Below are 23515 nucleotides of genomic sequence, written 5' to 3' on the forward strand. Positions count from 1 at the left end.
GCACCTGGAAGCCCTGACCCCACCTCCCCGACGAGCAAACCGAAGCCACTCCTCCCCAACTTTCCATGAAGAACCTTTTTCGTCAGAACGAGTGAAACAGCATCACTCCGCCCTCCGCATCCGGGCTGGCATCGGAAAAGCCTTTAACCGCATACAGTTGCACTTTCCACTGCTGGCTGAGCTTGTGGGTGAGAAACAGTGTCAGTTCCTGAATCTGCGAGCCAGTCGAGACCACTTTCTGCCGCCAATCGTAGGAGGCGCCCGCCGAAGTGCCTGTAGCCACAGGAAATGCAAAGCCGAGGCTGGCAAATACCGGGTCGTCGAAATCGCTATCGGGCGGGTCGCCGAACTTCTTCCAACCCAAGGTGGCGAAGCCGGTAACCGGGCCAAAGCCCTTGGCGATATCAACCTGGGCGGTGTAGTCGTACTCACCGGTACCCAGGCATTGATCCTCATCGGCGGTGGGGAATTTGACCTTGCCGATCAGGTCGAGCATCACGCCGCCGTCACTGCCATCGAGCAAGGCATAGCCGGCACTGGCAACCGTGTCGCCCAACCCGCTTTCCACATCCCGGCAGCCCCCGGGCAAAGGGTCACCATTGGGGCCCACTTCGGGGTTGGTGATGCGCAACCAGGGCACGGTCACCTTGTAGGTCATGGGGCCGGTCTCATATTTGCCGACTACCGGGACGTACCAGATTTCCGAAGTGGTGCCGGTGCCATAGTCGCCACTTGAATAGTCCATGCCCGTGGCGATGCTGAAGGTATCGGCCAAGGCCGATGCACTGGTACATGACAACATGCAGGCAAGAAGAGGAAGCGCAGGTCTCATCGGCACCTCAGTACCCGTCGGGAAGTGTGGTAGGACCTACCCAGCCTAGTTGGCTAACGCCCAGATCGCTCTGGGTGCTCTACTTTTTCAGCCGTCTCGACCTTTTCGACTTTTTCTACCCGCTCTACTTTCTCTACCTTTTCGACTTTCTCAGGTACTTCGACCTTCTCTATCTTCTCGACTCTTTCTACCTTCTCGACCTTCTCTGGCTTCTCGACTTTCTCAACCTTTTCGACTTTCTCTACTTTCTCGACCTTCTCAACTTTTTCGGGCTTTTCGACTTTCTCTACTTTTTCAACCTTCTCAACCTTCTCAACCTTTTCAACTTTCTCAACCTTCTCAACTTTCTCAACCTTCTCAACTTTCTCGACCTTTTCCACCTTTTCGACTTCGACCTTTTCTACCCGTTCGGAACGGCCACTGTTGCTGCTCTCAGGCTGCTCCACCGTCTCGACATGTTCTGACTTGCCAGACTTGTCCACGCGTTCAGAACTGCCATCCCCACTGGAGTCTTCAACGTCACTGCGCCCGCTGTGATCATCTTCGACAACGGAGCCGCGGCCACTGTGATCGTCACTGCTTTCACTGCGCACGCTGGCCGCATCGCTGCTGCCATGCCCGCTGCTGCTGGAGCCACCCGAATCATTGGTGTCGTGCCCGCCGCCACGCCCCGAATGGCCTCTGTCCGGGTTGTCGCCAAGCTCATCCTGGAACTCCACACGGGTAGCCCGCAGCTCGTGATTACCACTGAGCACCCCGCTCACCCGAACACGTTGATCGAGCGCCTGCTTGCCGACGATCACGGTGCCCTGCCCCAGCGTCACATTGATGCCAGCGACCACCAATTGCCGTGCCTGCGCGCGCTGCACCAGCCCCTCGACCACTGCCTGCTGGACACGGCCAGCAAAAGGCAGGCTCGGGTCTGGACGGGTTTGCGCCACTTCCAGTTGGCGCCCGGTCCACTGGCCGCGCACCAGCACTTCCCGTGCGGGGGCTACGCGGGTTCCCAGCTTCAGCCCCTGAAGACTGCCTGGGCGATCGACCGCACCGATAGCACTGGCTTCCTTCAGGCCCGGCGCCCGTTCGATACGGGTCGCCACCACCTCGCCTTGGGCGTCACGCAGGCCGCTAACCTTGACCGGCTCGCCCGGGCGTAGCCCTTCCGCTACCCGCGCGCCTGCAGCAAGCCGCACCGGCTGGCCCATCACCCGCAGAGGTGCCGACGCATTGGGCAGCGCCGTCAGCGGCCCTTCGAAGACATTGAGGATCGAGATACGCCCTGCTTGCAGGCCGCGCTGGGTGGCAAATGCCTCCACCGCCACCACCTGCCCGATCGCCAGGTGACCACTGCTGGCTGGCACACCGTTTTCACTCACCGGTACGTCCTTGCCGTAGTGCACTTCCATGCCGTTGACACAGATCGAGGCAAACCCGGTGATGGTGCCAACGATGCCGGTGCCGCCAGTGCCGCCCGGGCGCTGGATCGGCGCACCGGTACCGCCTACGCCACCGTGGCTGTGATCGAAGTAGGTGCCATCCACACCTTCGGCCACCGCGCCAGTACCGCCTGTGCCACCGGGGCGTTGCGGCAGTGGCGCGCCAGTGCCGCCGACACCGCCGTTTTCACTGCGTACACCCGTACCACCGACACCGCCGGTCTTGGCCCCGGTACCGCCCACGCCGCCCGGAAACTGCAAGCCAGCGGCACCGGCCATGCCCACTTCGTCACGGCTGACACAAACCGGTGCTGCGGCCACCTCGGCAGGCGCCACCAGGCTCACCCCGAAAACCAGGGCGAGCGTGATGACACTGAGGCAGCGCGCGAGGAAAGTCATGGGTCTGGCGTCTTCGACAATTCGGGGTCAGTGGCCTCAGTGTAGAAATAAAGCCCGACAGTGATGCGCTGGCGTTGCTCGGTACTGGGTACATCGACGTTTTCCAGGTCTGCCGCGATCCGGCTGAAGGCAAGCAGCAGCTGCATGCCATCCTTGGCGACCACTTCACGAAATTTGTCGACGCTGGCCACGCTCAAGGCATCGTAGTGCACACTGCGCTCGAAAAATGGCTGGCCTTCGCCACTCAGGTTATGGACTGCGGCGCAAGCATGGTCATGCAGGTTGTGGCCGAAGTAAGCCGCCTTTTCATCGAAGCCCTTCTGCGGCACGAATGCCTGGGCTTCCAGATGAACACAGTCTTGCTCATCGACCCGGACGACGCCCAGGCGCAACCACTCGTCCAGCACCACCCGCCCGCGGATGTCGGTGCTGATCTTCGCCACCAGGGCATCGAAAGAACAATCTCCGCCGACACTCGCCAGCCGCGGCAGCGCTAACGCCTGGCCAGACGCCGAGCAGAACGGCTTGCAGTTGGTCCATACATTGACCAACTGTGCACCTAAGGTGATGTTTTCCGGTAGGGCGGCGGTCGACGTGTCACTTTCATTGCGCAGCCGCCGTACATCCTTGCGATGTACGCCTGTGAGCAGGCTGATGCGGCTGTCCGTCGGCGCAGCGTCGTCCAGGCGAAACTCACGATGGGCCACGTCGACGAACACTTCTTTGAGCAAGTCGGCGAACATCGTATAGGTCACCCCTTTGCGCAGCATCAGGCGCACCAGCGGGCGCATGACACGCCGCAGTGCGCTTAACATCGACGGGGGTAAGGTGGGCGATTGCATTGAGCGCATTCCTTGACAGATGAACCCAGTATACGACGCGGGAAAACATCCCACACGAACTGCAACCACTTCCCGAGAGGAATGAGAAAAAGCTGTCAGTGCTCATTGCCAGGACGTGATAAAGGCCGAGCAGGCTGGAACCTGCTCATACAAAACCCGTCCCTTGGGTTTTGTATGGGCCAATTCGGATCAGGACCAATCAGCTTCTGCTGTTGTCATCCCCGACCTCGCCGCCGGCATGAACACCGTGGTCATCACCCGGTTCGCCACCCACATGGTTGCCGTGATCATCACCAGGTTCACCACCAACGTGATTGCCATGATCATCGCCAGGCTCACCGCCGACATGATTACCATGATCATCCCCGGGCTCACCGCCAACATGGTTGCCATGATCGTCACCGGGCTCACCGCCAACGTGATTGCCGTGATCATCACCGGGCTCACCACCAACGTGATTGCCATGATCGTCACCCGCTTCAGCATGATTGCTGCTGCGCCCAGAGTTCGAGTTGCCGTCGTGATCCCTGCCATCGCGACCGCGGCCGTCGTGGCCCTGGCCGTCATGGCCGCTGCCACTGTTGCCGGCATGGCCACCGCCGTCGCCGCCACTGCCGTGGCCACCACCGCTGCCGCTGCCGCCACCACCACCGTGGCCACCACCGCCGCCGCTGCCGCCGCCACCATGGCCGCCACCACCGCCACTTCCGCCGCCACCACCGTGGCCACCACCGCCGCCACCGCCACCGCCACCGCCACCACCGTGGCCACCGCCGCCGCCACTGCCGCCACCACCACCGTGGCCTCCGCCGCCACCATGACCACCGCCGCCACCACCGCCGCCATCTTTGGCGTAGGCGCTTGAGCCATGAGAAATAGAGTCAGGGATCAAAACAATGGACGTCGACAGCACGCCAGCTACGGCAGCCGCCAGTAAAGCCTTCTTGAACAGCAGGTGGATTTGCATAGTCCGTCTCCAGGTCGTCGCCACGAGAAACGCCAAATCAAGTCGGGAATCTTTGAATTCAGTTTTTCTTTTCTTTGCGTGGGAATTTTTCCCACGTCTAATTAATAGACCCCCGCGCACAGCGCTTCAAGCGGCACACGCAAAAGCCGACCAGTGGTTGGCCTGCTATGTTTTCCTTATCACCCAGGAGGAACACCGGCATGCAATCGCCACTGACGCTGCAAACCCCGCGCTTGTGCGACTACAGCGAGCTGGTACAGGTGTGGGAGGACTCTGTACGTGCCACCCACGACTTCCTTCCAGAGGGCTACATCCTTTTGTTGCGTGAACAGGTGCTGCGCCGCTACCTCGACGCGGTGATGCTGATCTGCTGCAAGGACCGGCAACGCATTTGTGGCTTTGCCGGGGTCGCCAACGGGCGCGTGGACATGCTGTTCGTCGCACCTGAATACCGGGGCAAAGGGGTCGGCAAGCGCCTGCTGCACTACGCCATCGACGAACTGAATGCCGAGCGACTGGACGTCAACGAGCAGAACCCGCAAGCCTTGGGCTTTTACCTGCATGAAGGCTTTGAGGTGATTGGCCGCTCGGCAACCGACGGCCTGGGGCAGCCCTACCCGTTGCTGCACATGCGCCTGCGCAAAACGGCGTAAATGACACAGATTCCCAGCCCCTCTTGCGCGCGGGCAGGTACAATGCTGGTCTTTCCCTGCCTTTGCGAATTGTCGTCATGTCCGAACCCGTCCGCCTGTCCAAACGCCTTATCGAACAGCTTGGCTGCTCTCGCCGGGAGGCCGAGATGTATATCGAAGGCGGCTGGGTCACGGTCGATGGCCTGGTGGTCGAGCAGCCGCAGTTCAAGGTCGACCAGCAGCGCGTCGAGCTGCTGCCGGGTGCTCGCGCCGAAACACTGGAACCCGTAACGCTGCTGCTTAACCAGCCAGCTGGCATAGACAGCGAAACCGCCCGCGCCAGCATGAACATGGACACCCTCAGCGAGGCCCACCGTGAAGGCGTGCGCGCCCTGCACGGGCATTTTGCCCGGCAGGCCTGCGTAGCGCCGCTTGAACGCGGCGCCAGCGGCCTGCAGGTGTTCACCCAGGACTGGCGGGTAACCCGCAAGATCGAAGCCGACCTGCGTCGCCTGGAGCAGGAATTCATTGTCGAAGTGCGCGGCGAGACCACGCCCCAGGCGCTGGAACGCCTGGCGCGCGGGGCCACGCGCAATGACCGCGAGCTGCCCAAGGCCAAGGCCAGTTGGCAGAACGAGACCCACCTGCGCATGGTCTTGAAAAACCCGCAGCCAGGGCAACTTTCTGAACTGTGCGCCTACTTGCGCCTGGAGTTGGTCAGCATGCGCCGCATTCGTCTGGGTGGCGTGTCGATGGGCAAGTTGCCCCTTGGCCAATGGCGCTACCTGGCCACTACCGAACGTTTCTAAGCAATATGCTGCGCTGGAACGCGCAGCACCTGAACAGGATTCTGCAACAATGAACCACAACGACGTCCTGCGCAGCCTGCGCTACATGCTCAAGGTGAACGACGCCAAGATGGCCGAGATCATCGGGCTCTCCGGGCTTGAAGTGAACCCTCTGGTACTTGCCACCTACCTCAAGAAAGAAGAAGAGGAAGGCTTTGTGCGCTGCCCGGAACGGGTGATGGCGCACTTCCTTGACGGCCTGGTGGTCCACCGCCGTGGCAAGGACGATAGCCGCCCAGCGCAGCCGATCGAACTGCCGGTGACCAACAACCTCATCCTCAAGAAGCTGCGGGTGGCCTTCGAACTCAAGGAAGAAGACCTGCACGCGATTCTCAAGGCGGTCAATTTCCCGGTCAGCAAGCCCGAGCTCAGCGCGCTGTTCCGCAAGGCCGGCCACGACAACTACCGCCCGTGCGGCGACCAGTTGCTGCGCAACTTCCTCAAGGGCCTGACCCTGCGCGTGCGCGGCTGAGTGGCCATGCAGCACACGGTTGCCCCGGTCGGCATCGTCCGCTCCTGTTTCAAGGAGAAGTTCGCCATCCCGCGCCAACCGCAGCTGGCGCCTGCCGCCCGCGGCGTGCTGGAGCTGCTGCCGCCGTTCGACCAAGGTGATGCGGTCGAGGGCCTGGAGCAGGTCAGCCATGTGTGGCTGTTGTTCCTGTTTCACCAGGCCCTGGAAGACAAGCCGCGCCTGAAGGTGAGACCACCACGCCTGGGTGGCAACAAGAGCATGGGGGTGTTCGCCACCCGCGCCACCCACCGGCCCAATGGCATTGGCCAGTCGGTGGTACGCCTGGAAGCTGTGGAGCCCGGGCGCCTGCTGCTGTCCGGGATAGACCTGCTGGACGGCACGCCGGTGCTGGACATCAAGCCTTACGTGCCATACGCCGACAGCATCGCCGGCGCCAGCAACCAGATGGCCAGTGAAGCGCCTGCCGCAATTGCCGTGCAGTGGGGTGACAACGCCCTGCCCCAGGCCCGCGAGCAGGCCCTGCGCCTGGGGGAACCGCTGGTGGAGCTGATCGAACAATGCCTGGCGCAAGACCCGCGGCCGGCCTACCAGGTGCCACCGCCCGAGCGGGTGTATGGGGTGAAGTTCTGGGATGTGCAGGTAAGGTGGCATTACCCGCAGCCGGAGGTGATCCGGGTGTTGGAGGTTGTGCTGGCCTGAGCTCAACTCAGGCCTGTACGCGGTCCCTTGCAGGAGCGGCCTTGTGTCGCGATAGGGCTGCGCAGCAGCCCCGGCGATCTTGCAGGGTGGCGGAAATCCTGGGGCCGCTACGCGCCCCGATCGCGACACAAGGTCGCTCCTACAAGGGAACCGCGCAGGCATGAAAAAGGCGACCTCCAGGGTCGCCTTTTCGTTTTACCGCAACGCGATCAACGAGCCGGGCCTTCCGCCACGCCCAGGTCGTCGGTCGGACGAGTATCGATCAGCGGTGCACCACCGGAGGCCAGCTCCGAAGCCAGCTTGTCGTTGTCCATTTCCTTGACCCACTTGGCCACTACCACGGTAGCAACGGCGTTGCCCACCAGGTTGGTCAGGGCGCGGGCTTCGGACATGAAGCGGTCGATGCCGAGGATCAGCGCCAGGCCGGCAACCGGCAGGTGGCCAACGGCCGACAGGGTGGCGGCCAGCACGATGAAGCCCGAACCGGTAACGCCAGCAGCACCTTTGGACGCCACCAGCAGCACCAGCAGCAGGGTGATCTGGTGGGTGATGTCCATGGTGGTGTCAGTGGCCTGGGCGATGAACACCGCAGCCATGGTCAGGTAGATCGAGGTGCCGTCCAGGTTGAACGAGTAACCGGTCGGGATGACCAGGCCGACTACCGACTTCTTGGCACCCAGGCGCTCCATCTTGGCCAGCATGCGTGGCAGGGCCGATTCCGACGAGGAAGTACCCAGTACGATCAGCAGTTCTTCACGGATGTAGCGAATCAGCTTGAGCACGCTGAAGCCGTGGGCACGGCAGATACCGCCCAGCACCACCAGCACGAACAGCAGGCAGGTGACGTAGAAGCAGGCCATCAGGTAGCCCAGTTGCACCAGCGAGCCAACGCCGTACTGGCCGATGGTGAAGGCCATGGCACCGAAGGCACCGAGCGGGGCCAGCTTCATGATCATGTTGATGATGTTGAACATGACATGGGCGAAGCGGTCGATCATGTCCAGCACCGGCTTGCCGTAGCTGCCCAGGCGGTGCAGGGCGAAGCCGAACAGTACCGAGAACATCAGCACTTGCAGGATATCGCCGTTGGCGAAGGCACCGACCACGGTGTTGGGGATGACGTTGAGCAGGAAGCCGACAGTGGTCTGCTGCGCGCCGGCGGCGGCGTAGGCAGCCACGCTGCTGGCGTTCAGGGTGGTGACGTCGATGTGCATGCCAGCGCCTGGCTTGACCACGTTGACGACGACAAGGCCGATGATCAGGGCGATGGTGGAGACGACTTCAAAGTACAGCAGCGCGTAGCCGCCGGTCTTGCCGACCGACTTCATGCTCTGCATGCCGGCGATGCCGCTGACCACGGTGCAGAAGATGATCGGGGCGATGACCATCTTGATCAGTTTGACGAAGCCGTCACCCAAGGGCTTGAGGGCGACGCCCGTTTCCGGGTAGTAGTGGCCGAGCAGGATGCCGATGGTGATGGCGACCAACACCTGGACATACAGGGATTTGTACAGCGGCTGACGTGTCGTCATGGCTAATTTTCCTCAAGTGTGCCGGTTCACCCTTCCCAGGGTGATGGGGCACCTGAATCGCTAACCCTCCTGCACCTGGAGGGATTTGTCGTTGTGTTCGAGCTGCCTGGGCAGGCCTCTGCGAAGATCAATAGCAAGGGTGGTGCCAAAATGCCCATGAACAGGGCAAGGGCTGTAATTGCTAGAGATAAATGCCCAGCGACGGGGCGATTTGCCTGAGGAAGGCTGGCGGATTTCCGCCCGGTGGCGGGATTTGTACAGGGAGTGTGGCGGGAATCCGCCCATTATGGGGCTGCCTGTGCCGGCCTCTTCGCGGGTAAACCCGCTCCTACAACGATCGCGTACCGTTGTAGGAGCGGGTTCACCCGCGAAGAGGCCGGTAAAGCCAGCCAATCACTCTAGGCTGAAGGTAATCCTGAACGCCGCACCGCCCAGCGGCGAATCCCCCAGGCTCAACGCGGCGTCATAGCTGTCGACAATATCCTTGACCACCGCCAGCCCGATGCCCTGCCCCGGGTGCTGGCTGTCCAGCCGCTCGCCACGCTCCAGAATGCGCTCACGCTGATCGACCGGCACCCCCGGGCCGTCGTCCTCGATGCACAAGGTCAACTGCCCCGGCGCCTGCTCCAGGCTCACCCGCACCTGGCCCAGGCTCAAGCGGTAGGCGTTCTCCAGCAGGTTGCCGAGCATTTCCAGCAACGCGCCCTGCTCCATCGGCACCTGCGCCGCCTCTGGCAGTTCCAGGGCCACGCTCACCCGCTTGTCCCGATAAACCTTGGCCAAGGTGCTGCACAAGCTATCAAGCAAAGGCCGCAGCACCACGCTGTGGCGTACCAGGCCACTCTTGCGCAGGCTGGCGCGTTGCAGCTGGTAGTCGATCTGCTGGCTCATGCGCTCGATCTGGCTTTGCAGCACCCGCGCCTGCTCACGCTCGCCGCTGCGTTGTTGCAGGCTTTCACCCACCCCCTGCAACACCGCCAGCGGCGTCTTCAGGCTGTGCGCCAGGTCATCCAGCGAGTCACGGTAGCGCGTGCGTTGCTCACGCTCACTGCGTAACAGGCGGTTCAGCGAGCGGGTCAGGCGCAGCAACTCACGGGGATGCTCGCCGCTCAGGCCTTCACGTGCCCCCGATTCCACTTCATCGAGCTCATGGCTGAGCCGGCGCAACGAGCGCAGGCCCCAGGTCAGGCCAGCCCATAGCAGCGCCATAAGCGCCAGCAAGGCGGCGCCAAAGCCCAGGTAAAGCTTTTCTCGCAGGCCATTGAGGGTGGCCTTGTACTCGCTCAACGGCTGCAGGGCGACAATGCTGTAGGCGGCGCTCTGCCCCCCCAGCAGCTTGATCTCGACGTCGTAAACGAAGAACTCTTCACCATCGGCCTGGTGGATGCGGGCGAATTCGTTGCCGCGCCCGTCGTAGCGCGGGCGGTAGTTGATGTGCCGGTCGGCGGTGGCACGCGACTGCCAGACCAGGTTGCCGTCGCGGTCGAAGATGTAGCCGAGCAGGCCGGTGTACGGCAGGTTATAGCGCTCGTCCGGCAGCAACATCGGCATCTGCAGCTTGCCATGTTCGATACGCGCGGCGGAAATCAACGTGGTCACGTCCGAGGCCAGGCGCTGCTCGATCGACTCCTGCAGGGCCAGGCTGAAGGCCTTCTGCAAGGCTGGCAGCAGCGCCAGCATGAACAGCAGCGCCAGTACTGCGGCGGCCAGCATCAGGCGCACCCGCAGCGAGCGGATCATCGGCAGCGCTCGGTGAACAGGTAGCCCAGGCCGCGCACGGTATCGATGGGCTTGAAGCCGTGCTTGCCCTCAAGCTTGCGGCGCAGGCGGCCAACCAGTACTTCGATGACATTCGGGTCGCGTTCCTCGTCACCGGGGTACAGCTGCTCCATCAGGCGGTCCTTGGCCACCACTTGCTGGTGATGACGCATGAGGTATTCGAGGATGCGGTATTCGTAGGCGGTCAGGGCCAGCGGTTGTTCGTCGAGGGTGGCCTGCTTGCGGTTGAGGTCGAGCACCAGTGGGCCGGCGGCGATGGTCGACTGGGTGAAGCCACTGGAGCGGCGCAGCAGGGCATTCAGCCGCGCTTCGAGCTCTTCGAACTGGAACGGTTTGACCAGGTAGTCGTCGGCACCGGCAGCCAAGCCCTCGACTTTGTCCTGCCAATTGCCACGGGCCGTGAGGATGAGAATGGGGTAGGTCTTGTCCTGGCCGCGCAGGCGCGTGATCAGCTCCAGGCCGCTGATGCCGGGCAGGCCCAGGTCGATGATGGCCAGGTCGAAGTGGTACTGCCCGGCCTGGTACAGCGCCTCCTCGGCGTCGGCGACCGCCTCGACCACATGGCCGCTTTCGCCCAGGCGGGTGTAAAGGTGATGGCGAAGCAGGGCTTCGTCCTCGACCACCAGCAGTTTCATGTGCAGCTCCTTGATTTGTGTTGCCTGTGCCGGCCCTTTCGCGGGTAAACCCGCTCCTACATGGGGAATGCATCCCGTTGTAGGAGCGGGTTTACCCGCGAAGAGGCCGCCACAGGATAACCCGGCTCGCCCGTCAGAACTTGTAGGTAGCAGCCAGGTAGGTCTGCGCACTGCTGGTCAGGCGCAAGGTGCCATCCTTCGGCCCGCCATGCGCGCCCACTTCGGTCGCGGCGTTGGTGCGCAGGTAACGGTAGCCCAGTTCGACCGAGGCCTTGTCGGTAATGTCCTGGATCACGCCGGCCTGCAGGCCGTAGGCATAACCGTAGTCGGTATCACGGCTTGCACCTGGCGAGTCCTGGGTGAGCTTGGTCACGCCCAGGCTGCCACCACCGAACAGTTTGGTGGTATCGCCCACCGGCAGCAGCAGGTCGTAGCTGCCGAGCAGGTTTTCCTGCCGCAGCTTGAGGCCGCTGTGGTCACCCGAGACGTTGTCGTAGGTCATGTAGTAGCGGGCCTGGTCATTGATCTTGCCCACCCGCACACCCCAGGTGCCGTCCTTGTCGATGATGCCATCGGCGTTGAGGTGGTCGGTGGTGCTCTGCAACAGGCCAGACTTGCGAACCTTGTCGCTGGTCTGGCCATAAGTCAGGCTGGCAAAGTTGTCTTCAGCGGCCTGGGCGCTGGTGATGCCAGCGGCGCAAACGGCCATGGCGGCAAGCAGGGTATTGAAGGTTTTCATGGCTGGATACTCCAGTTGGGTGCGCTGTTTCGGTCTGGAAGCTAGAGTAAGCAGGGCACCCTGAACCGCGACTGAACCCTGGCTGAACCCCGGCTGAACGAGCCGATTGCCGAACAAGGAGTAGTGCCCATGCGTGCCCTGCTGGCCGTAACCCTGATGTGCAGCGCCGCCTTCGCCCAAGCGGCGGTACAAACCCGTGAGATCCCCTATCAGGATGCCGACGGCAACCGCCTGGTCGGCTACTACGCCTACGACGACGCCGTCGAGGGCAAGCGCCCCGGCATTGTCGTGGTGCACGAATGGTGGGGGCTGAACGACTACGCCAAGCGCCGCGCCCGTGACCTGGCGGCGCTGGGCTATAACGCACTGGCTATCGACATGTATGGCGACGGCAAGCACACCGAGCACCCTGCCGACGCCAAGGCGTTCATGACAGCGGCGATGAAAGACCCGAAGGCCGCGGAGCAGCGCTTCGATGCTGGCCTTGAGTTGCTGAAGCTGCAGCCCAACACCAACAAGCACCAGTTGGGGGCAGTGGGTTACTGCTTTGGTGGCAAGGTGGTACTCGATGCCGCGCGCCGAGGAGAGAAACTGGACGGCGTGGTGAGCTTCCATGGCCCGCTGGGCACGCAGACACCGGCCAAGCCAGACGTGGTGCGGGGGGATATCCTGGTCGAGCACGGGGCGGCGGACACCATGGTGCCTGAAGAACAGGTGACTGCATTCAAGGCGGAAATGGACGCAGCCAAGGTCAACTACCAGTTCGTCAGCATTGAAGGGGCCAAGCATGGGTTTACCAACCCGGATTCGGACCGCCTGAGCCATGGCGAGCATGGTGGGCCAGACATTGCCTATAACAAGGCGGCGGACGAGAGCTCGTGGGCGGATATGCAGGCGTTTTTCAAAAAGGTGTTCAAATAAAGGAAATCTAAAGGCTTGCGCAATCTTTGTAGGAGCGGCCTTGCGTCGCGAAAGGGCCGCGAAGCGGCCCTGGCGATCTTGCAGGGTGGCTGAAATTCTGGGGCCGCTGCGCGCCCCTATCGCGACGCAAGGCCGCTCCTACAGGGATGCGTTGCAGCACCACCTCCCTTAGCGCCTGCACAGCTGGCACAATAGCCCCCATGAACACACTCCCCGCCTGCTGCGCCCCGCTTCAGCACCACTGGCCTCTGCCCTGCCCACTGCCCGGCGCGGTGCTGGTCAGTTGCGCCTTCGACCCCGCCCGCCTGGAACACGACGACTTCCAGCGCGCCGGCATCGTGCCCAGTGCCAGCCTGCAGCGCTCGGTGGCCAAGCGCCAGGCCGAGTACCTGGCCGGCCGCGTATGCGCCCGTGCCGCCCTGCAGCGCCTGGACGGTCGCGACTACGTGCCCGGCAGCCACGAGGACCGCTCACCCATCTGGCCCGCCGGCATCCACGGCTCGATCACCCACGGCAAAGGCTGGGCCGCCGCCGTGGTCGCCGCCGAAGGCAGCAGCCAGGGCCTGGGCCTGGACCAGGAAGCGCTGCTGGATGACGAACGCGCCGAACGGCTGATGGGCGAAATCCTCACCCCGGCAGAGCTCGAACGCCTGGACCGCCGCCAGCTCGGCCTGACGGTGACCCTGACCTTCTCGCTGAAGGAAAGCCTGTTCAAGACCCTCTACCCGCTGACCCGCCAACGCTTCTACTTTGAGCACGCCGAACTGCTGGACTGGTCCGCCGACGGCCTGGCGCGCCTGCGCCTGCTCACCGACCTGTCGCCGCAGTGGCAGCATGGCGCAGAGCTGCAAGGCCAGTTTTGCCTGCAGGACGGCCACCTGCTCAGCCTGGTCAGCGTCTGACCCTTACAGCGGCGCCTGCTGCCGTGGCCAGTTCAGGCTGAAGCAGGCACCGCCCAGCGTTTCACTGCGCCCCACGGTGGCCCGCCCTGCGTGCCAGTAGATGATCCGCCGCACGATCGACAAGCCCAGGCCATGCCCGCCCGAGGCGCGGGTGCGACTGTCGTCAAGGCGGGTGAACGGCGTGAAAATGCGGTCCCAGACACCCTCGGGGATCCCGGGGCCGTCATCTTCCACATCGATGCGGCAGCGTTGCTGCCCCAACTGGTAGCTCAGGCGCACCTCGGACTCGGCATGGCGCATGGCATTGCCCACCAGGTTCTGCAGCGCCCGGTGCAGGTAGCGCGGCTCGGCCTCGGCCCAGGCGCCGTCGCCATCGGCCCCTTGGCAGTCGCCACGCACCACCCGTATCTCGGCACGCAACGGCGCCAGCTCTTCGATCACCCGGTCGAGCAAGGCATCCAGGTCGACCCGCTGGAACTGCAAGGCCGGCGCGCCCTGCTCCAGGCGGGCGTAGGTCAGCATCTCGTCGACCAGCTTGTCGAGGTCCTGGATATCCCCGTCCATACCCGCCAGGTGCTTGGCCCTGGCCTGCTCGGTGGTGGCGCTTTCAATCATCTCCAGGCCAAAACGCAGGCGCGCCACCGGCGTGCGCAGCTCGTGAGAAACCGCCCGCACCAGCTCGCGCTGCATGGTCAGCGAACGCTGCAGGTGCTCGGCCATGCCGTTGAAGGCCGCCGCCAGGCGCCCTACCGAGTCGGCATCGCCGGCTGGCACACGGGTGTCCAGGCTGCCCTGGGCAATGCGTGTGGCGGCAATCTCCAGGCCCGACACGCGCCGCTCCAGCTGGCGCACCAGCAGGTAGACCACCAGGCCGATCAGGCACAGGCCAAGGAAGGCAATCAGGATCAACAACTGCGGCGGATAAGGGTTGAGCTGGTAAAGCGGGCCGATTTCCAGCACCCACGGCGAGCCGGACAGCCCGGCGAACACGCGGATCGAATCGCCATCCCTGCCCAATGCCATGACCGTGTCGCCCTCCTCGACCCGCCGCCGCTGGTCGTCATCCAGGCTGACCCGCTCGATGCGCTGCAGGGCAATCCCGAAACCAAAGCCCTTGTCTCGTTTGATCTGCTCAAGCCGCTGCTGCTGCTCGGTTACCGGATAGCGCACCAGTTCATCGGCCAACAGATAGAGGGTGGCCCGCGCCAGCTGCTCACTGATCTGTTTGATTTGCGCAACCAGCATCAGGTCTTCCTGGCCGACCTTGCGCAGCACCTGGGCGGCGTGCGGGCCGGTCTTCTCGACCACCACCAGGCCGCGGTAAAGGCGCGCCCGCTGGCCGCCGTCGAGTGTGCGCGCAGTCATCGGTTGCAGCGCCAGCGGCACACCGAGCAGGCGCTCCCAGATCAGCAGCGAGCGCTTGCGTTCGGTGTCATTCTGCTGCGCCAGGTTGTCGGCCATCAGGCTGAAGGTGCCTTGGGCCAGGCCTTCGCGATGCTGGGCGGCACGTACTTCGTTGACCAGGTGCAGGCTGAGCACGCCGAGCAGGGCCACCAGCACCAGCACGGCCAGCATTCCTCCATAAATACGCAGGAAGATCGAATTGTTCATGGCGCCTCGCCGACGAACAGGTAGCCCTTGCTGCGCAAGGTCTTGATCAGCCGTGGCTGGAGCGGGTCATCGCCGATCTTAGGGCGGATTTTTGAAATGCGGATGTCGATGGAGCGGTCCTGGCCGTCGTAACCGACGCCGCGCAGTGCGGTGAAGATCTGCTCGCGCGACAGCACCCGGCCGGCGTTGCTGGCCAGCAGCCAGAGCAGGTCGAACTCCGCGCCGGTCAGCTCGATCAGTTGCTCGCCCAGGCGCGCTTCGCGCAGGCGGTTGTCGATGCGCAGTACGCCGAAGGCCAGGTTCTGGCACTTGCTGTCTGGCGCCTCGCTGCGGCGCAGCAGGGCCTGGATACGCGCCAACAATAGACGCGGGCGTACGGGTTTGCAGACGTAGTCGTCGGCGCCCAGGTCAAGGCCCTGGACCTGATCAAGTTCATCGCTGCGGGCGGTGAGCATGAGGATCGGCCCGAGGTACTGGCTGCGCACCCGACGGCAAATGCTCAGGCCGTCCTCGCCGGGCAGCATGAGGTCGAGGACGACCAGGTCGGGCTGGCTTTCGAGGATGCGCCGTACCGCGCGTGCGCCATCGCCCTCGACGCTGACCTCGTAGCCGTTGGCTTGCAGGTATTCGGCGGTGAGCTCGGCAAGGCGCTGGTCGTCTTCGACGATGAGGATGCGGGGTGTGGGGTGGTCCATGGCTTTGGCCTTTTTTGTTCTTGAGATCGCAGCAGGGCAGTTGAGCGTAGGACTGTAGATGTTTGGTGTCTATGAGATCGAGCGCCGCCCGCGCGGCGCTTCGCGGCTAAAGCCGCTCCTACGTTTGTTTCTGGCCAATTATGCCTGTGGCATTTGCGCGCGAACGCCTTGGCGCATGTCTCGATATCGCGTCGTACAAACAAGGCGGTCGCGCGCGCCTGGCACAGGAGGGACTGGCCCGAAACAAACGTAGGAGCGGGTTTACCCGCGAAGCGCCGCGCGGGCGGCGCTCGATCTCACAGGCACCAGACATCTACAGACATGCACCTGCGCCCCCCTCGACTGAACCGTTTTTTGTGTTAGTGTTCGCGCCCGAAAATTTCTGCCCTGGGGCGGCAAGATGCAGAAAAAAACTGCACGCCACTTGGCACAAGGCCTACAGCGAAAAGCCAGCTTTCACCCACAAAGTACCCACAAGTTATCCACAGATGCTCGCCTTGCAAAGGCCCCAATACCGCATTATCTTGTATCCCGATCGCAGCGAACCACTACATGTTGGGGTTCGTGCAAAATCACACACAAAAGTCAACCCGGAAAATCAAGCGATTTACCCGGCTGAACTTCAGGTGATTTCAGCAGCCAAACCGCTCCTGCGGAGGCGACCGAGGCAAGCCCTTACAAGGCCTTGTTCGGGTATGGGTGTGGCAGGTCAGGCCTGGCATCCATCAGCAACAGTTTTTGGGCCCAGCCCAGAACCTTTGACTTCGGCCAGGGAGCGGCAAGCTATTGCCCCTTATTCCTGAGTCTGTCCCGAAGTCGGTACGCCCGCGCGGGCGGATGCGTATGCATTGCGCATCCCCGCGAGGTTATCGAGCAAGTGGACGGAACGGTGGGCGCCCAAAAGGCGCCTGAACAATATAGAAACTGTGGAGACACCCACCCATGCAAACCGACACAACTCGCGAGAACCCGCAGGCCCAGGTGCCGCAGGCCGCCGATTCCAACCAGGATCTGGCCGCCACCGCTCCCGGCCAACTGCGCGTGATCAAGCGTAACGGCACTGTCGTCGCCTACACCGACGACAAGATCACCGTGGCCATCACCAAGGCGTTCCTCGCAGTTGAAGGCGGCACTGCCGCCGCTTCGTCGCGCATCCACGACACCGTCGCGCGCCTGACCGAACAGGTTACCGCCACGTTCAAGCGTCGCATGCCATCGGGTGGCACTATCCACATCGAAGAAATCCAGGACCAGGTCGAACTGGCCCTGATGCGTGCCGGCGAACAGAAAGTCGCCCGTGACTACGTGATCTACCGCGACCAGCGCGCCAAGGAGCGTGCCACCCGCGCCAACACCGATACCGTGGTCGAGCCGCACCCGTCCATCCGCATCACCCTTGCCGACGGCAGCCTGGCGCCGCTCGACATGGCCCGCCTGAACACCATCATCAGCGAAGCCTGCGAAGGCCTGGCCGAAGTCGATGGCGACCTGATCCAGCGCGAAACCCTGAAGAACCTGTACGACGGCGTGGCCATCAAGGACGTCAACACCGCCCTGGTGATGACCGCCCGTACCCTGGTAGAGCGCGAGCCGAACTACTCGTTCGTCACCGCCCGCCTGCTGATGGACACCCTGCGCGCCGAAGGCCTGGGCTTCCTCGAAGTGGCCGAAAGCGCCACCCACCACGAGATGGCCGACCTGTACGCCAAGGCCCTGCCGGCCTACGTCGCCAAGGGTATCGAGTTCGAACTGCTGAACCCAGCCCTGGCTGACTTCGACCTGGAAAAACTGGGCAAGGCAATCAACCACGAGCGCGACCAACAGTTCACCTACCTGGGCCTGCAGACCCTGTACGACCGCTACTTCATCCACAAGGATGGCGTGCGCTTCGAGCTGCCGCAGGTGTTCTTCATGCGTGTGGCCATGGGCCTGGCGCTGGAAGAGAAAGACAAGGAAGCCCGTGCGATCGAGTTCTACAACCTGTTGTCGTCGTTCGACTACATGGCCTCGACCCCGACCCTGTTCAACGCCGGTACCCTGCGCCCGCAGCTGTCCAGCTGCTACCTGACCACGGTGCCGGACGACCTGTCGGGCATCTACCACGCGATCCACGACAACGCCATGCTGTCGAAATTCGCCGGTGGCCTGGGCAACGACTGGACCCCTGTGCGCGCACTGGGCTCCTACATCAAGGGCACCAACGGTAAATCCCAAGGCGTTGTGCCGTTCCTGAAAGTGGTCAACGACACCGCCGTTGCCGTGAACCAGGGTGGCAAGCGCAAAGGCGCTGTATGTGCCTACCTGGAAACCTGGCACCTGGACATCGAAGAATTCATCGAGCTGCGCAAGAACACCGGTGATGACCGCCGTCGTACCCACGACATGAACACCGCCAACTGGATCCCTGACCTGTTCATGAAGCGTGTCTTCGATGACGGCAAATGGACCCTGTTCTCGCCATCTGAAGTACCTGATCTGCACGACCTGACCGGCAAGGCCTTCGAAGAGCGTTACGAGTACTACGAAGCCCTGACCGAGTACAACAAGATCAAGGTGTTCAAGACCATCCAGGCCAAAGACCTGTGGCGCAAGATGCTGTCGATGCTGTTCGAGACCGGCCACCCGTGGCTGACCTTCAAGGACCCGTGCAACCTGCGTTCGCCGCAGCAGCACGTGGGCGTGGTCCACAGCTCGAACCTGTGCACCGAGATCACCCTGAACACCAACAAGGACGAAATCGCGGTCTGCAACCTGGGCTCGATCAACCTGCCGAACCACATCGTCGATGGCAAGCTGGACACCGCCAAGCTGCAACGCACCGTGAACACCGCCGTGCGCATGCTCGACAACGTGATCGACATCAACTACTACTCGGTGCCGCAAGCGCGTAACTCGAACTTCAAGCACCGCCCGGTCGGCCTGGGCATCATGGGCTTCCAGGATGCGCTGTACCTGCAGCACATTCCTTACGGTTCCGATGCTGCCGTCGAGTTCGCCGACAAGTCGATGGAAGCGGTCAGCTACTTCGCTATCCAGGCTTCGTGTGACCTGGCTGACGAGCGTGGCGCCTACGAGACCTTCCAGGGCTCGCTGTGGTCCAAGGGCATCCTGCCACTGGACTCGCAACAGATCCTGATCGAGGCCCGTGGCCAGAAGTACATCGACGTCGACCTGAACGAGAGCCTGGACTGGGCGCCAGTGCGTGCCCGCGTGCAAAAAGGTATTCGTAACTCGAACATCATGGCCATCGCGCCAACCGCGACCATCGCCAACATCACTGGCGTGTCGCAGTCGATCGAGCCGACCTACCAGAACCTGTACGTGAAATCGAACCTGTCGGGCGAGTTCACCGTGATCAACCCGTACCTGGTTCGCGACCTGAAGGCTCGCGGCCTGTGGGACTCGGTGATGATCAACGACCTGAAGTACTACGACGGTTCGGTGCAGCAGATCGAGCGTATCCCGCAAGAGCTGAAAGACCTGTACGCCACTGCGTTCGAAGTTGAAACCAAGTGGATCGTCGACGCAGCTTCCCGTCGTCAGAAGTGGATCGACCAGGCTCAGTCGCTGAACCTGTACATCGCCGGCGCCTCGGGCAAGAAGCTGGACGTGACCTACCGCATGGCCTGGTACCGTGGTCTGAAAACCACCTACTACCTCCGTGCCCTGGCTGCGACCAGCACCGAGAAGTCGACCATCAACACCGGCAAGCTCAATGCCGTTTCCAGCGGTGGCGACAGCGCCCCGGTCCAGGCAGCCGGCCCAGCGCCAGTGCCAAAGGCCTGCGCGATCGACGAGCCTGACTGCGAAGCCTGCCAGTAAGGCCTGAATGCCGCGCGGGGTGCCTTAGGGTGCCCCTCGCGGCATTTTTGTATCTGCGCCCCGGAGAAACCTTGCCCTTTGCCCACCGCTCGCGCGGCTCGGTAAAAGGACAAGACCTCTCACAACAGGACGCAAGCCCATGGCGCGGAAAAAAGTGGCATCTCGCAAGATTGGTCGCAACGCTGAAACCGGCCGCTTCACCTCGGTCGAACAGGCACGCAAGCACCCCAAGACACACGTAGTCGAAACGCTGCACCCGACTCGCTAGCTGCAAATTGACGCGGTCCCTGTAGGAGCGGCCTTGTGTCGCGATAGGGCCGCGTAGCGGCCCCGGCAATTCATGCTGCGAAGCTGAAATCCTGGGGGCGCTTCGCACCCCATCGCGACACAAGGCCGCTCCTACAAGGATCGCGCAAACCCAACATGATGTGCCTTGAAAATAAAAAGCCACAACATGTAGTGCCACCCGCTTTTTGCCGCTACACTCCCCCCCATAGAAAACGACACAAACCAGGTGAACGGACGCACGCAATTCCGGTCGAAAAAGTTACCCTCGCCCGCAAGACACGCGCCCCGATCCAAGGCGAATTCCTATATACTTCGCCCCCTCTGAAAAGAGCACCATTCAATTGTCCTGGCCCCTCAGCGAGGCTTGGCCAGGTACAAGCCAGAACACATTCAGATGTAAACGAGAGTCAGCCTCTCGAGCTGTCCATTCGCCGTAACGGCCTTGCGTCAGGCATCACATTCTTAAAATCCAACCGGTTGCCCCAGGGCGACCCTCAAGCAGGAGCCAAACCATGCTGAGCTGGGACGAATTCGACAAAGAAGACGGCGAAGTAGCCGCCAAAGGCAACACCCCTGCGCAGGCCGCTGCCGCCGCCACCCTCGATAAACTCGACAGCGCCGGTGGTGCCGCCGCCCTGGAAGCCCGTGCGGCTACCGCTTCTGACTCCGAAGCCGTCAAGCGTGCCAAGGCAGCCCTGGACGCCCTCGACGTCGCCGAAGGCCTGGCCGAGCTGGAAGGCTCCTCGGCCCGCGTTGCGGTTGACGAAAAGCGCATGATCAACTGCCGTGCCGACCTCAACCAGCTGGTACCGTTCAAGTACGACTGGGCCTGGCAGAAGTACCTGGACGGCTGCGCCAACCACTGGATGCCGCAAGAGGTCAACATGACCGCCGACATCGCCCTGTGGAAGAGCATGGACGGCCTGACCGAAGACGAGCGCCGCATCGTCATGCGCAACCTCGGTTTCTTCTCCACCGCCGACTCGCTGGTTGCCAACAACCTGGCCCTGGCCGTGTACCGCCTGATCACCAACCCGGAGTGCCGCCAGTACATCCTGCGCCAGGCCTTCGAAGAGGCGATCCACACCCACGCCTACCAGTACTGCATCGAGTCGCTGGGCATGGATGAAGGCGAGATCTTCAACATGTACCACGAGATCCCGTCGGTCGCGAAAAAAGCCGCCTGGGGCCTGAAGTACACCCGCGCCATCTCCGACCCGGAGTTCAACACCGGTACTGTCGAAACCGACAAAGAGCTGCTGCGCAACCTGATCGCCTACTACTGCGTACTGGAAGGCATCTTCTTCTACTGCGGCTTCACCCAGATCCTGTCGATGGGCCGCCGCAACAAGATGACCGGCGTCGCCGAGCAGTTCCAGTACATCCTGCGTGACGAGTCGATGCACCTGAACTTCGGTATCGACGTGATCAACCAGATCAAGATCGAGAACCCGCACCTGTGGGACGCGGCGATGAAGGAAGAAGCGACCCAGATGATCCTGCAAGGGACCCAGCTGGAGATCGAATACGCCCGTGACACCATGCCACGCGGGGTATTGGGCATGAACGCGGCGATGATGGAAGACTACCTCAAGTTCATTGCCAACCGTCGTTTGACCCAGATTGGCCTGAAGGAAGAGTACCCAGGGACTACCAACCCGTTCCCATGGATGAGCGAGATCATGGACTTGAAGAAGGAGAAGAACTTCTTTGAGACGCGTGTGATCGAGTATCAGACTGGTGGGGCACTGAGCTGGGACTGATCGTCCGGGCTGAGCATCGAGAAGGCTGCCGATTGGCAGCCTTTTTTATTGGCTCAGGAATGGCAGAACAGGAAGCATCCTACAAGCTTCGCGATTGTCACTTTGAAGGTGTCGCGATAACGTTTCATGGCGCTTAAGAACGCTCACGCAGCGGAACCCCGTTCCCGTTAGCAACGGCTCTCCAATATAGGATGGCCAAACATGGACAGTCTCAATACACCGACCCTCTTCACCCGCCACAACCGCCCCCTCCACACCCTCTGGCTCGAATCCCAAGCCTGGTTCTGCGCCCACGAACTCGGCCGGCTGAGCGGACACTTCTTCGACGAACATTGCATGCGCAAGCTCGACCCGGACCAGTACCGCACGGTGAAACTGCTGCGCTATGGCAAGTATCAGGAGACCACCATGGTCAGCGAGTCCGCGGCCTATACCTTGTTGGCGCATCACCATGTGCCGGAGAACCGCCATTTACGCTGGTGGCTGACGCATGAGGTAGTGGCGGTACTGCGTGATGGGCAGGCGGACGGGGTTGAGGATGCGCCGCGGCTGGGGCAGATGTGCTGGCCTGGGGGGAGGACGGCAACGTTGTTGTATTGGCAGAGTGAGCCGTGGGTGAGGATGCGGGATATGCCGGTGGTGCTGGCTGGGGAGGTGGACCCGTTGGGGCCGGTGGAGAAGTGCAGGTTGAGTTGGCGGGAGTGTGAGCAGCGGGCGCTGCGGATGCATGGGGTTTAGGGGGCGGTTTTTGCCTGTGGGGGCCTCTTCGCGGGTGAACCCGCTCCTACAGGGATCTCAGTTTGCTGGAATGTCTGAATCAGCCTGCAAGAACAGGTAGCCAGCCATGTGCGGTATCTGTAGGAGCAGCCTTGTGCTGCGAAGAGGCCATTACGGCCGGAGAAGGTCTACTGCCCCACCGGCCTCTTCGCAGCACAAGGCTGCTCCTACAAGGCAATGAGGCAACCTGATTAATGGAGCAAGACAGAATCTCCCACCCCCAACCGCATCGATTTCAAGCCATACGCAGTACCTGTGGGGGCTGGCTTGCCGGCGATGGGCCGCAAAGCGGCCCTAATTTGTATGACTGACTGGCATGCGGAGTTACCCGCGAACACCGGCGAAGCCGGTGCCATGTACCGCGTCGCACTCTTCGCAGGCACGCCCGCTCCCACAGAAGTCGAGGCTATAGGTCATCCAGCGTGACTTTTACGCGCTGCGAGGAAGTGAGCCGCTCATTTACAGTCGCGATGAGGTCTTCATCGCCCTCGGTCAACTGGGCTGGTCCGAAGGGCAGCTTGCCCTGCTCTGCTACATATTCCAGGGCCTGGTGCATAAGTTCGGAGGGGGTTACGCCAAGGCGCTCTAGCTCTTTAAAGGCGCGGGCTTTGAGAGCGTCGTCTATGCGGATGTTGATGGAAGCCATGTGTCGGCCCTCGGGTATGGCAATTGCCGGCAAGAATCCGACAGGGCCTGAAACGAAAAAAGCGCCATAGGCGCTTTGATCGACGGTTGGTAAAACAGGTCCGGACACTGCTTCGGCTTAACGCCTCGGCCCACCTTGCGTGGGCACCCCGTAGGGCCAGGGAGCGCTCGATCTCATCCGGTCAGTCGCTCCGCAAATCAAATAAAGAAGCCCCGCCCACGCCGACAAGGGGGGTACGGCACAGCGGATCGAGGTGCCGGGACTGGACGTGCCAGTCT

At 62.4% G+C, this 23515-nt stretch carries 21 protein-coding genes; 10 read left to right on the forward strand and 11 right to left on the reverse strand.

The window, feature by feature from the left end; all coding sequences use genetic code 11:
* Positions 1-82 precede the first annotated feature (82 nt).
* The 4 genes from ACIP1G_RS17440 to ACIP1G_RS17455 all read right to left on the reverse strand — a co-directional run bounded on the left by ACIP1G_RS17440 (position 83) and on the right by ACIP1G_RS17455 (position 4476).
* Positions 83-832: a hypothetical protein gene (locus tag ACIP1G_RS17440; RefSeq protein ID WP_400739159.1), complete on the reverse strand. Its 750-nt coding sequence runs from the start codon at positions 830-832 to the stop codon at positions 83-85.
* A gap of 53 nt (positions 833-885) precedes the next feature.
* Positions 886-2667 carry a DUF5666 domain-containing protein gene (locus ACIP1G_RS17445; protein WP_400739161.1) on the reverse strand — a complete coding sequence of 594 codons (1782 nt, stop codon included), beginning with the start codon at positions 2665-2667 and terminating at the stop codon, positions 886-888.
* A complete protein-coding gene (locus ACIP1G_RS17450; RefSeq protein ID WP_400739163.1) occupies positions 2664-3509 on the reverse strand; it encodes a DUF6502 family protein in 846 nt (281 codons plus the stop codon). The genes ACIP1G_RS17445 and ACIP1G_RS17450 overlap by 4 nt, the downstream gene beginning before the upstream one ends.
* A gap of 199 nt (positions 3510-3708) precedes the next feature.
* Positions 3709-4476 (reverse strand): hypothetical protein, encoded by a 768-nt coding sequence (locus ACIP1G_RS17455; protein ID WP_400739166.1) that lies wholly within the window; start codon positions 4474-4476, stop codon positions 3709-3711.
* Positions 4477-4676: 200 nt separating this feature from the next.
* Between ACIP1G_RS17455 and ACIP1G_RS17460 the strand changes: the two genes are divergently transcribed.
* The 4 genes from ACIP1G_RS17460 (at position 4677) to tsaA (ending at position 7127) form a co-directional block, all read left to right on the forward strand.
* Positions 4677-5129, forward strand: coding sequence for a GNAT family N-acetyltransferase (locus tag ACIP1G_RS17460; protein WP_400739169.1), 453 nt, complete (start codon positions 4677-4679; stop codon positions 5127-5129).
* A gap of 77 nt (positions 5130-5206) precedes the next feature.
* A complete protein-coding gene (locus ACIP1G_RS17465; protein WP_400739172.1) occupies positions 5207-5917 on the forward strand; it encodes an rRNA pseudouridine synthase in 711 nt (236 codons plus the stop codon).
* 49 nt (positions 5918-5966) lie between these two features.
* Entirely contained in the window at positions 5967-6428 is a 462-nt protein-coding gene (locus ACIP1G_RS17470) for a DUF1456 family protein (RefSeq protein ID WP_400739174.1), read from the forward strand.
* 6 nt (positions 6429-6434) lie between these two features.
* Complete coding sequence (gene tsaA / locus ACIP1G_RS17475; RefSeq protein ID WP_400739177.1) at positions 6435-7127, forward strand: tRNA (N6-threonylcarbamoyladenosine(37)-N6)-methyltransferase TrmO; 693 nt, start codon at positions 6435-6437, stop codon at positions 7125-7127.
* Positions 7128-7336: 209 nt separating this feature from the next.
* Here the strand turns inward: tsaA and ACIP1G_RS17480 are convergent, their stop codons facing one another.
* The 4 genes from ACIP1G_RS17480 to ACIP1G_RS17495 form a co-directional block, all read right to left on the reverse strand.
* Positions 7337-8659, reverse strand: coding sequence for a dicarboxylate/amino acid:cation symporter (locus tag ACIP1G_RS17480; protein ID WP_400739179.1), 1323 nt, complete (start codon positions 8657-8659; stop codon positions 7337-7339).
* A gap of 393 nt (positions 8660-9052) precedes the next feature.
* On the reverse strand, positions 9053-10399 hold the full coding sequence (locus ACIP1G_RS17485) for an ATP-binding protein (protein WP_400739181.1): 1347 nt from the start codon (positions 10397-10399) through the stop codon (positions 9053-9055).
* On the reverse strand, positions 10396-11073 hold the full coding sequence (locus tag ACIP1G_RS17490) for a response regulator (RefSeq protein ID WP_400739184.1): 678 nt from the start codon (positions 11071-11073) through the stop codon (positions 10396-10398). The genes ACIP1G_RS17485 and ACIP1G_RS17490 overlap by 4 nt, the downstream gene beginning before the upstream one ends.
* Before the next feature lie 133 nt (positions 11074-11206).
* Entirely contained in the window at positions 11207-11812 is a 606-nt protein-coding gene (locus ACIP1G_RS17495) for an outer membrane beta-barrel protein (RefSeq protein WP_400739187.1), read from the reverse strand.
* Between the two features lie 129 nt (positions 11813-11941).
* Here ACIP1G_RS17495 and ACIP1G_RS17500 point away from each other — a divergent pair, with 129 nt between their 5' ends.
* Together ACIP1G_RS17500 and ACIP1G_RS17505 are read left to right on the forward strand one after the other, a co-directional pair.
* Complete coding sequence (locus ACIP1G_RS17500; RefSeq protein ID WP_400739189.1) at positions 11942-12733, forward strand: dienelactone hydrolase family protein; 792 nt, start codon at positions 11942-11944, stop codon at positions 12731-12733.
* Positions 12734-12933: 200 nt separating this feature from the next.
* Positions 12934-13635, forward strand: a complete 702-nt coding sequence (locus ACIP1G_RS17505) for a 4'-phosphopantetheinyl transferase (protein ID WP_400739192.1) — start codon at positions 12934-12936, stop codon at positions 13633-13635.
* A 3-nt stretch (positions 13636-13638) separates the two neighbouring features.
* Here ACIP1G_RS17505 and ACIP1G_RS17510 read toward each other — a convergent pair whose 3' ends face one another.
* Positions 13639-15246: an ATP-binding protein gene (locus ACIP1G_RS17510; protein WP_400739195.1), complete on the reverse strand. Its 1608-nt coding sequence runs from the start codon at positions 15244-15246 to the stop codon at positions 13639-13641.
* Positions 15243-15941, reverse strand: coding sequence for a response regulator (locus tag ACIP1G_RS17515; protein ID WP_400739198.1), 699 nt, complete (start codon positions 15939-15941; stop codon positions 15243-15245). The genes ACIP1G_RS17510 and ACIP1G_RS17515 overlap by 4 nt, the downstream gene beginning before the upstream one ends.
* 942 nt (positions 15942-16883) lie before the next feature.
* On the opposite strand from ACIP1G_RS17515, the gene ACIP1G_RS17520 reads away from it, so the two are divergent.
* The 4 genes from ACIP1G_RS17520 (at position 16884) to ACIP1G_RS17535 (ending at position 22552) form a co-directional block, all read left to right on the forward strand.
* Positions 16884-19763, forward strand: coding sequence for a ribonucleoside-diphosphate reductase subunit alpha (locus tag ACIP1G_RS17520; protein ID WP_400739201.1), 2880 nt, complete (start codon positions 16884-16886; stop codon positions 19761-19763).
* Positions 19764-19902: 139 nt separating this feature from the next.
* A complete protein-coding gene (locus ACIP1G_RS17525) occupies positions 19903-20031 on the forward strand; it encodes a hypothetical protein (RefSeq protein ID WP_400739204.1) in 129 nt (42 codons plus the stop codon).
* 532 nt (positions 20032-20563) lie between these two features.
* On the forward strand, positions 20564-21814 hold the full coding sequence (locus tag ACIP1G_RS17530) for a ribonucleotide-diphosphate reductase subunit beta (RefSeq protein ID WP_346646667.1): 1251 nt from the start codon (positions 20564-20566) through the stop codon (positions 21812-21814).
* A 201-nt stretch (positions 21815-22015) separates the two neighbouring features.
* Entirely contained in the window at positions 22016-22552 is a 537-nt protein-coding gene (locus ACIP1G_RS17535) for a Bro-N domain-containing protein (RefSeq protein ID WP_400739207.1), read from the forward strand.
* Between the two features lie 445 nt (positions 22553-22997).
* Here ACIP1G_RS17535 and ACIP1G_RS17540 read toward each other — a convergent pair whose 3' ends face one another.
* Complete coding sequence (locus ACIP1G_RS17540) at positions 22998-23237, reverse strand: type II toxin-antitoxin system RelB/DinJ family antitoxin (protein ID WP_400739210.1); 240 nt, start codon at positions 23235-23237, stop codon at positions 22998-23000.
* Positions 23238-23515: the final 278 nt, after the last annotated feature.

The organism is Pseudomonas sp. NPDC089392, from assembly GCF_044749595.1.
Taxonomy (GTDB): domain Bacteria; phylum Pseudomonadota; class Gammaproteobacteria; order Pseudomonadales; family Pseudomonadaceae; genus Aquipseudomonas.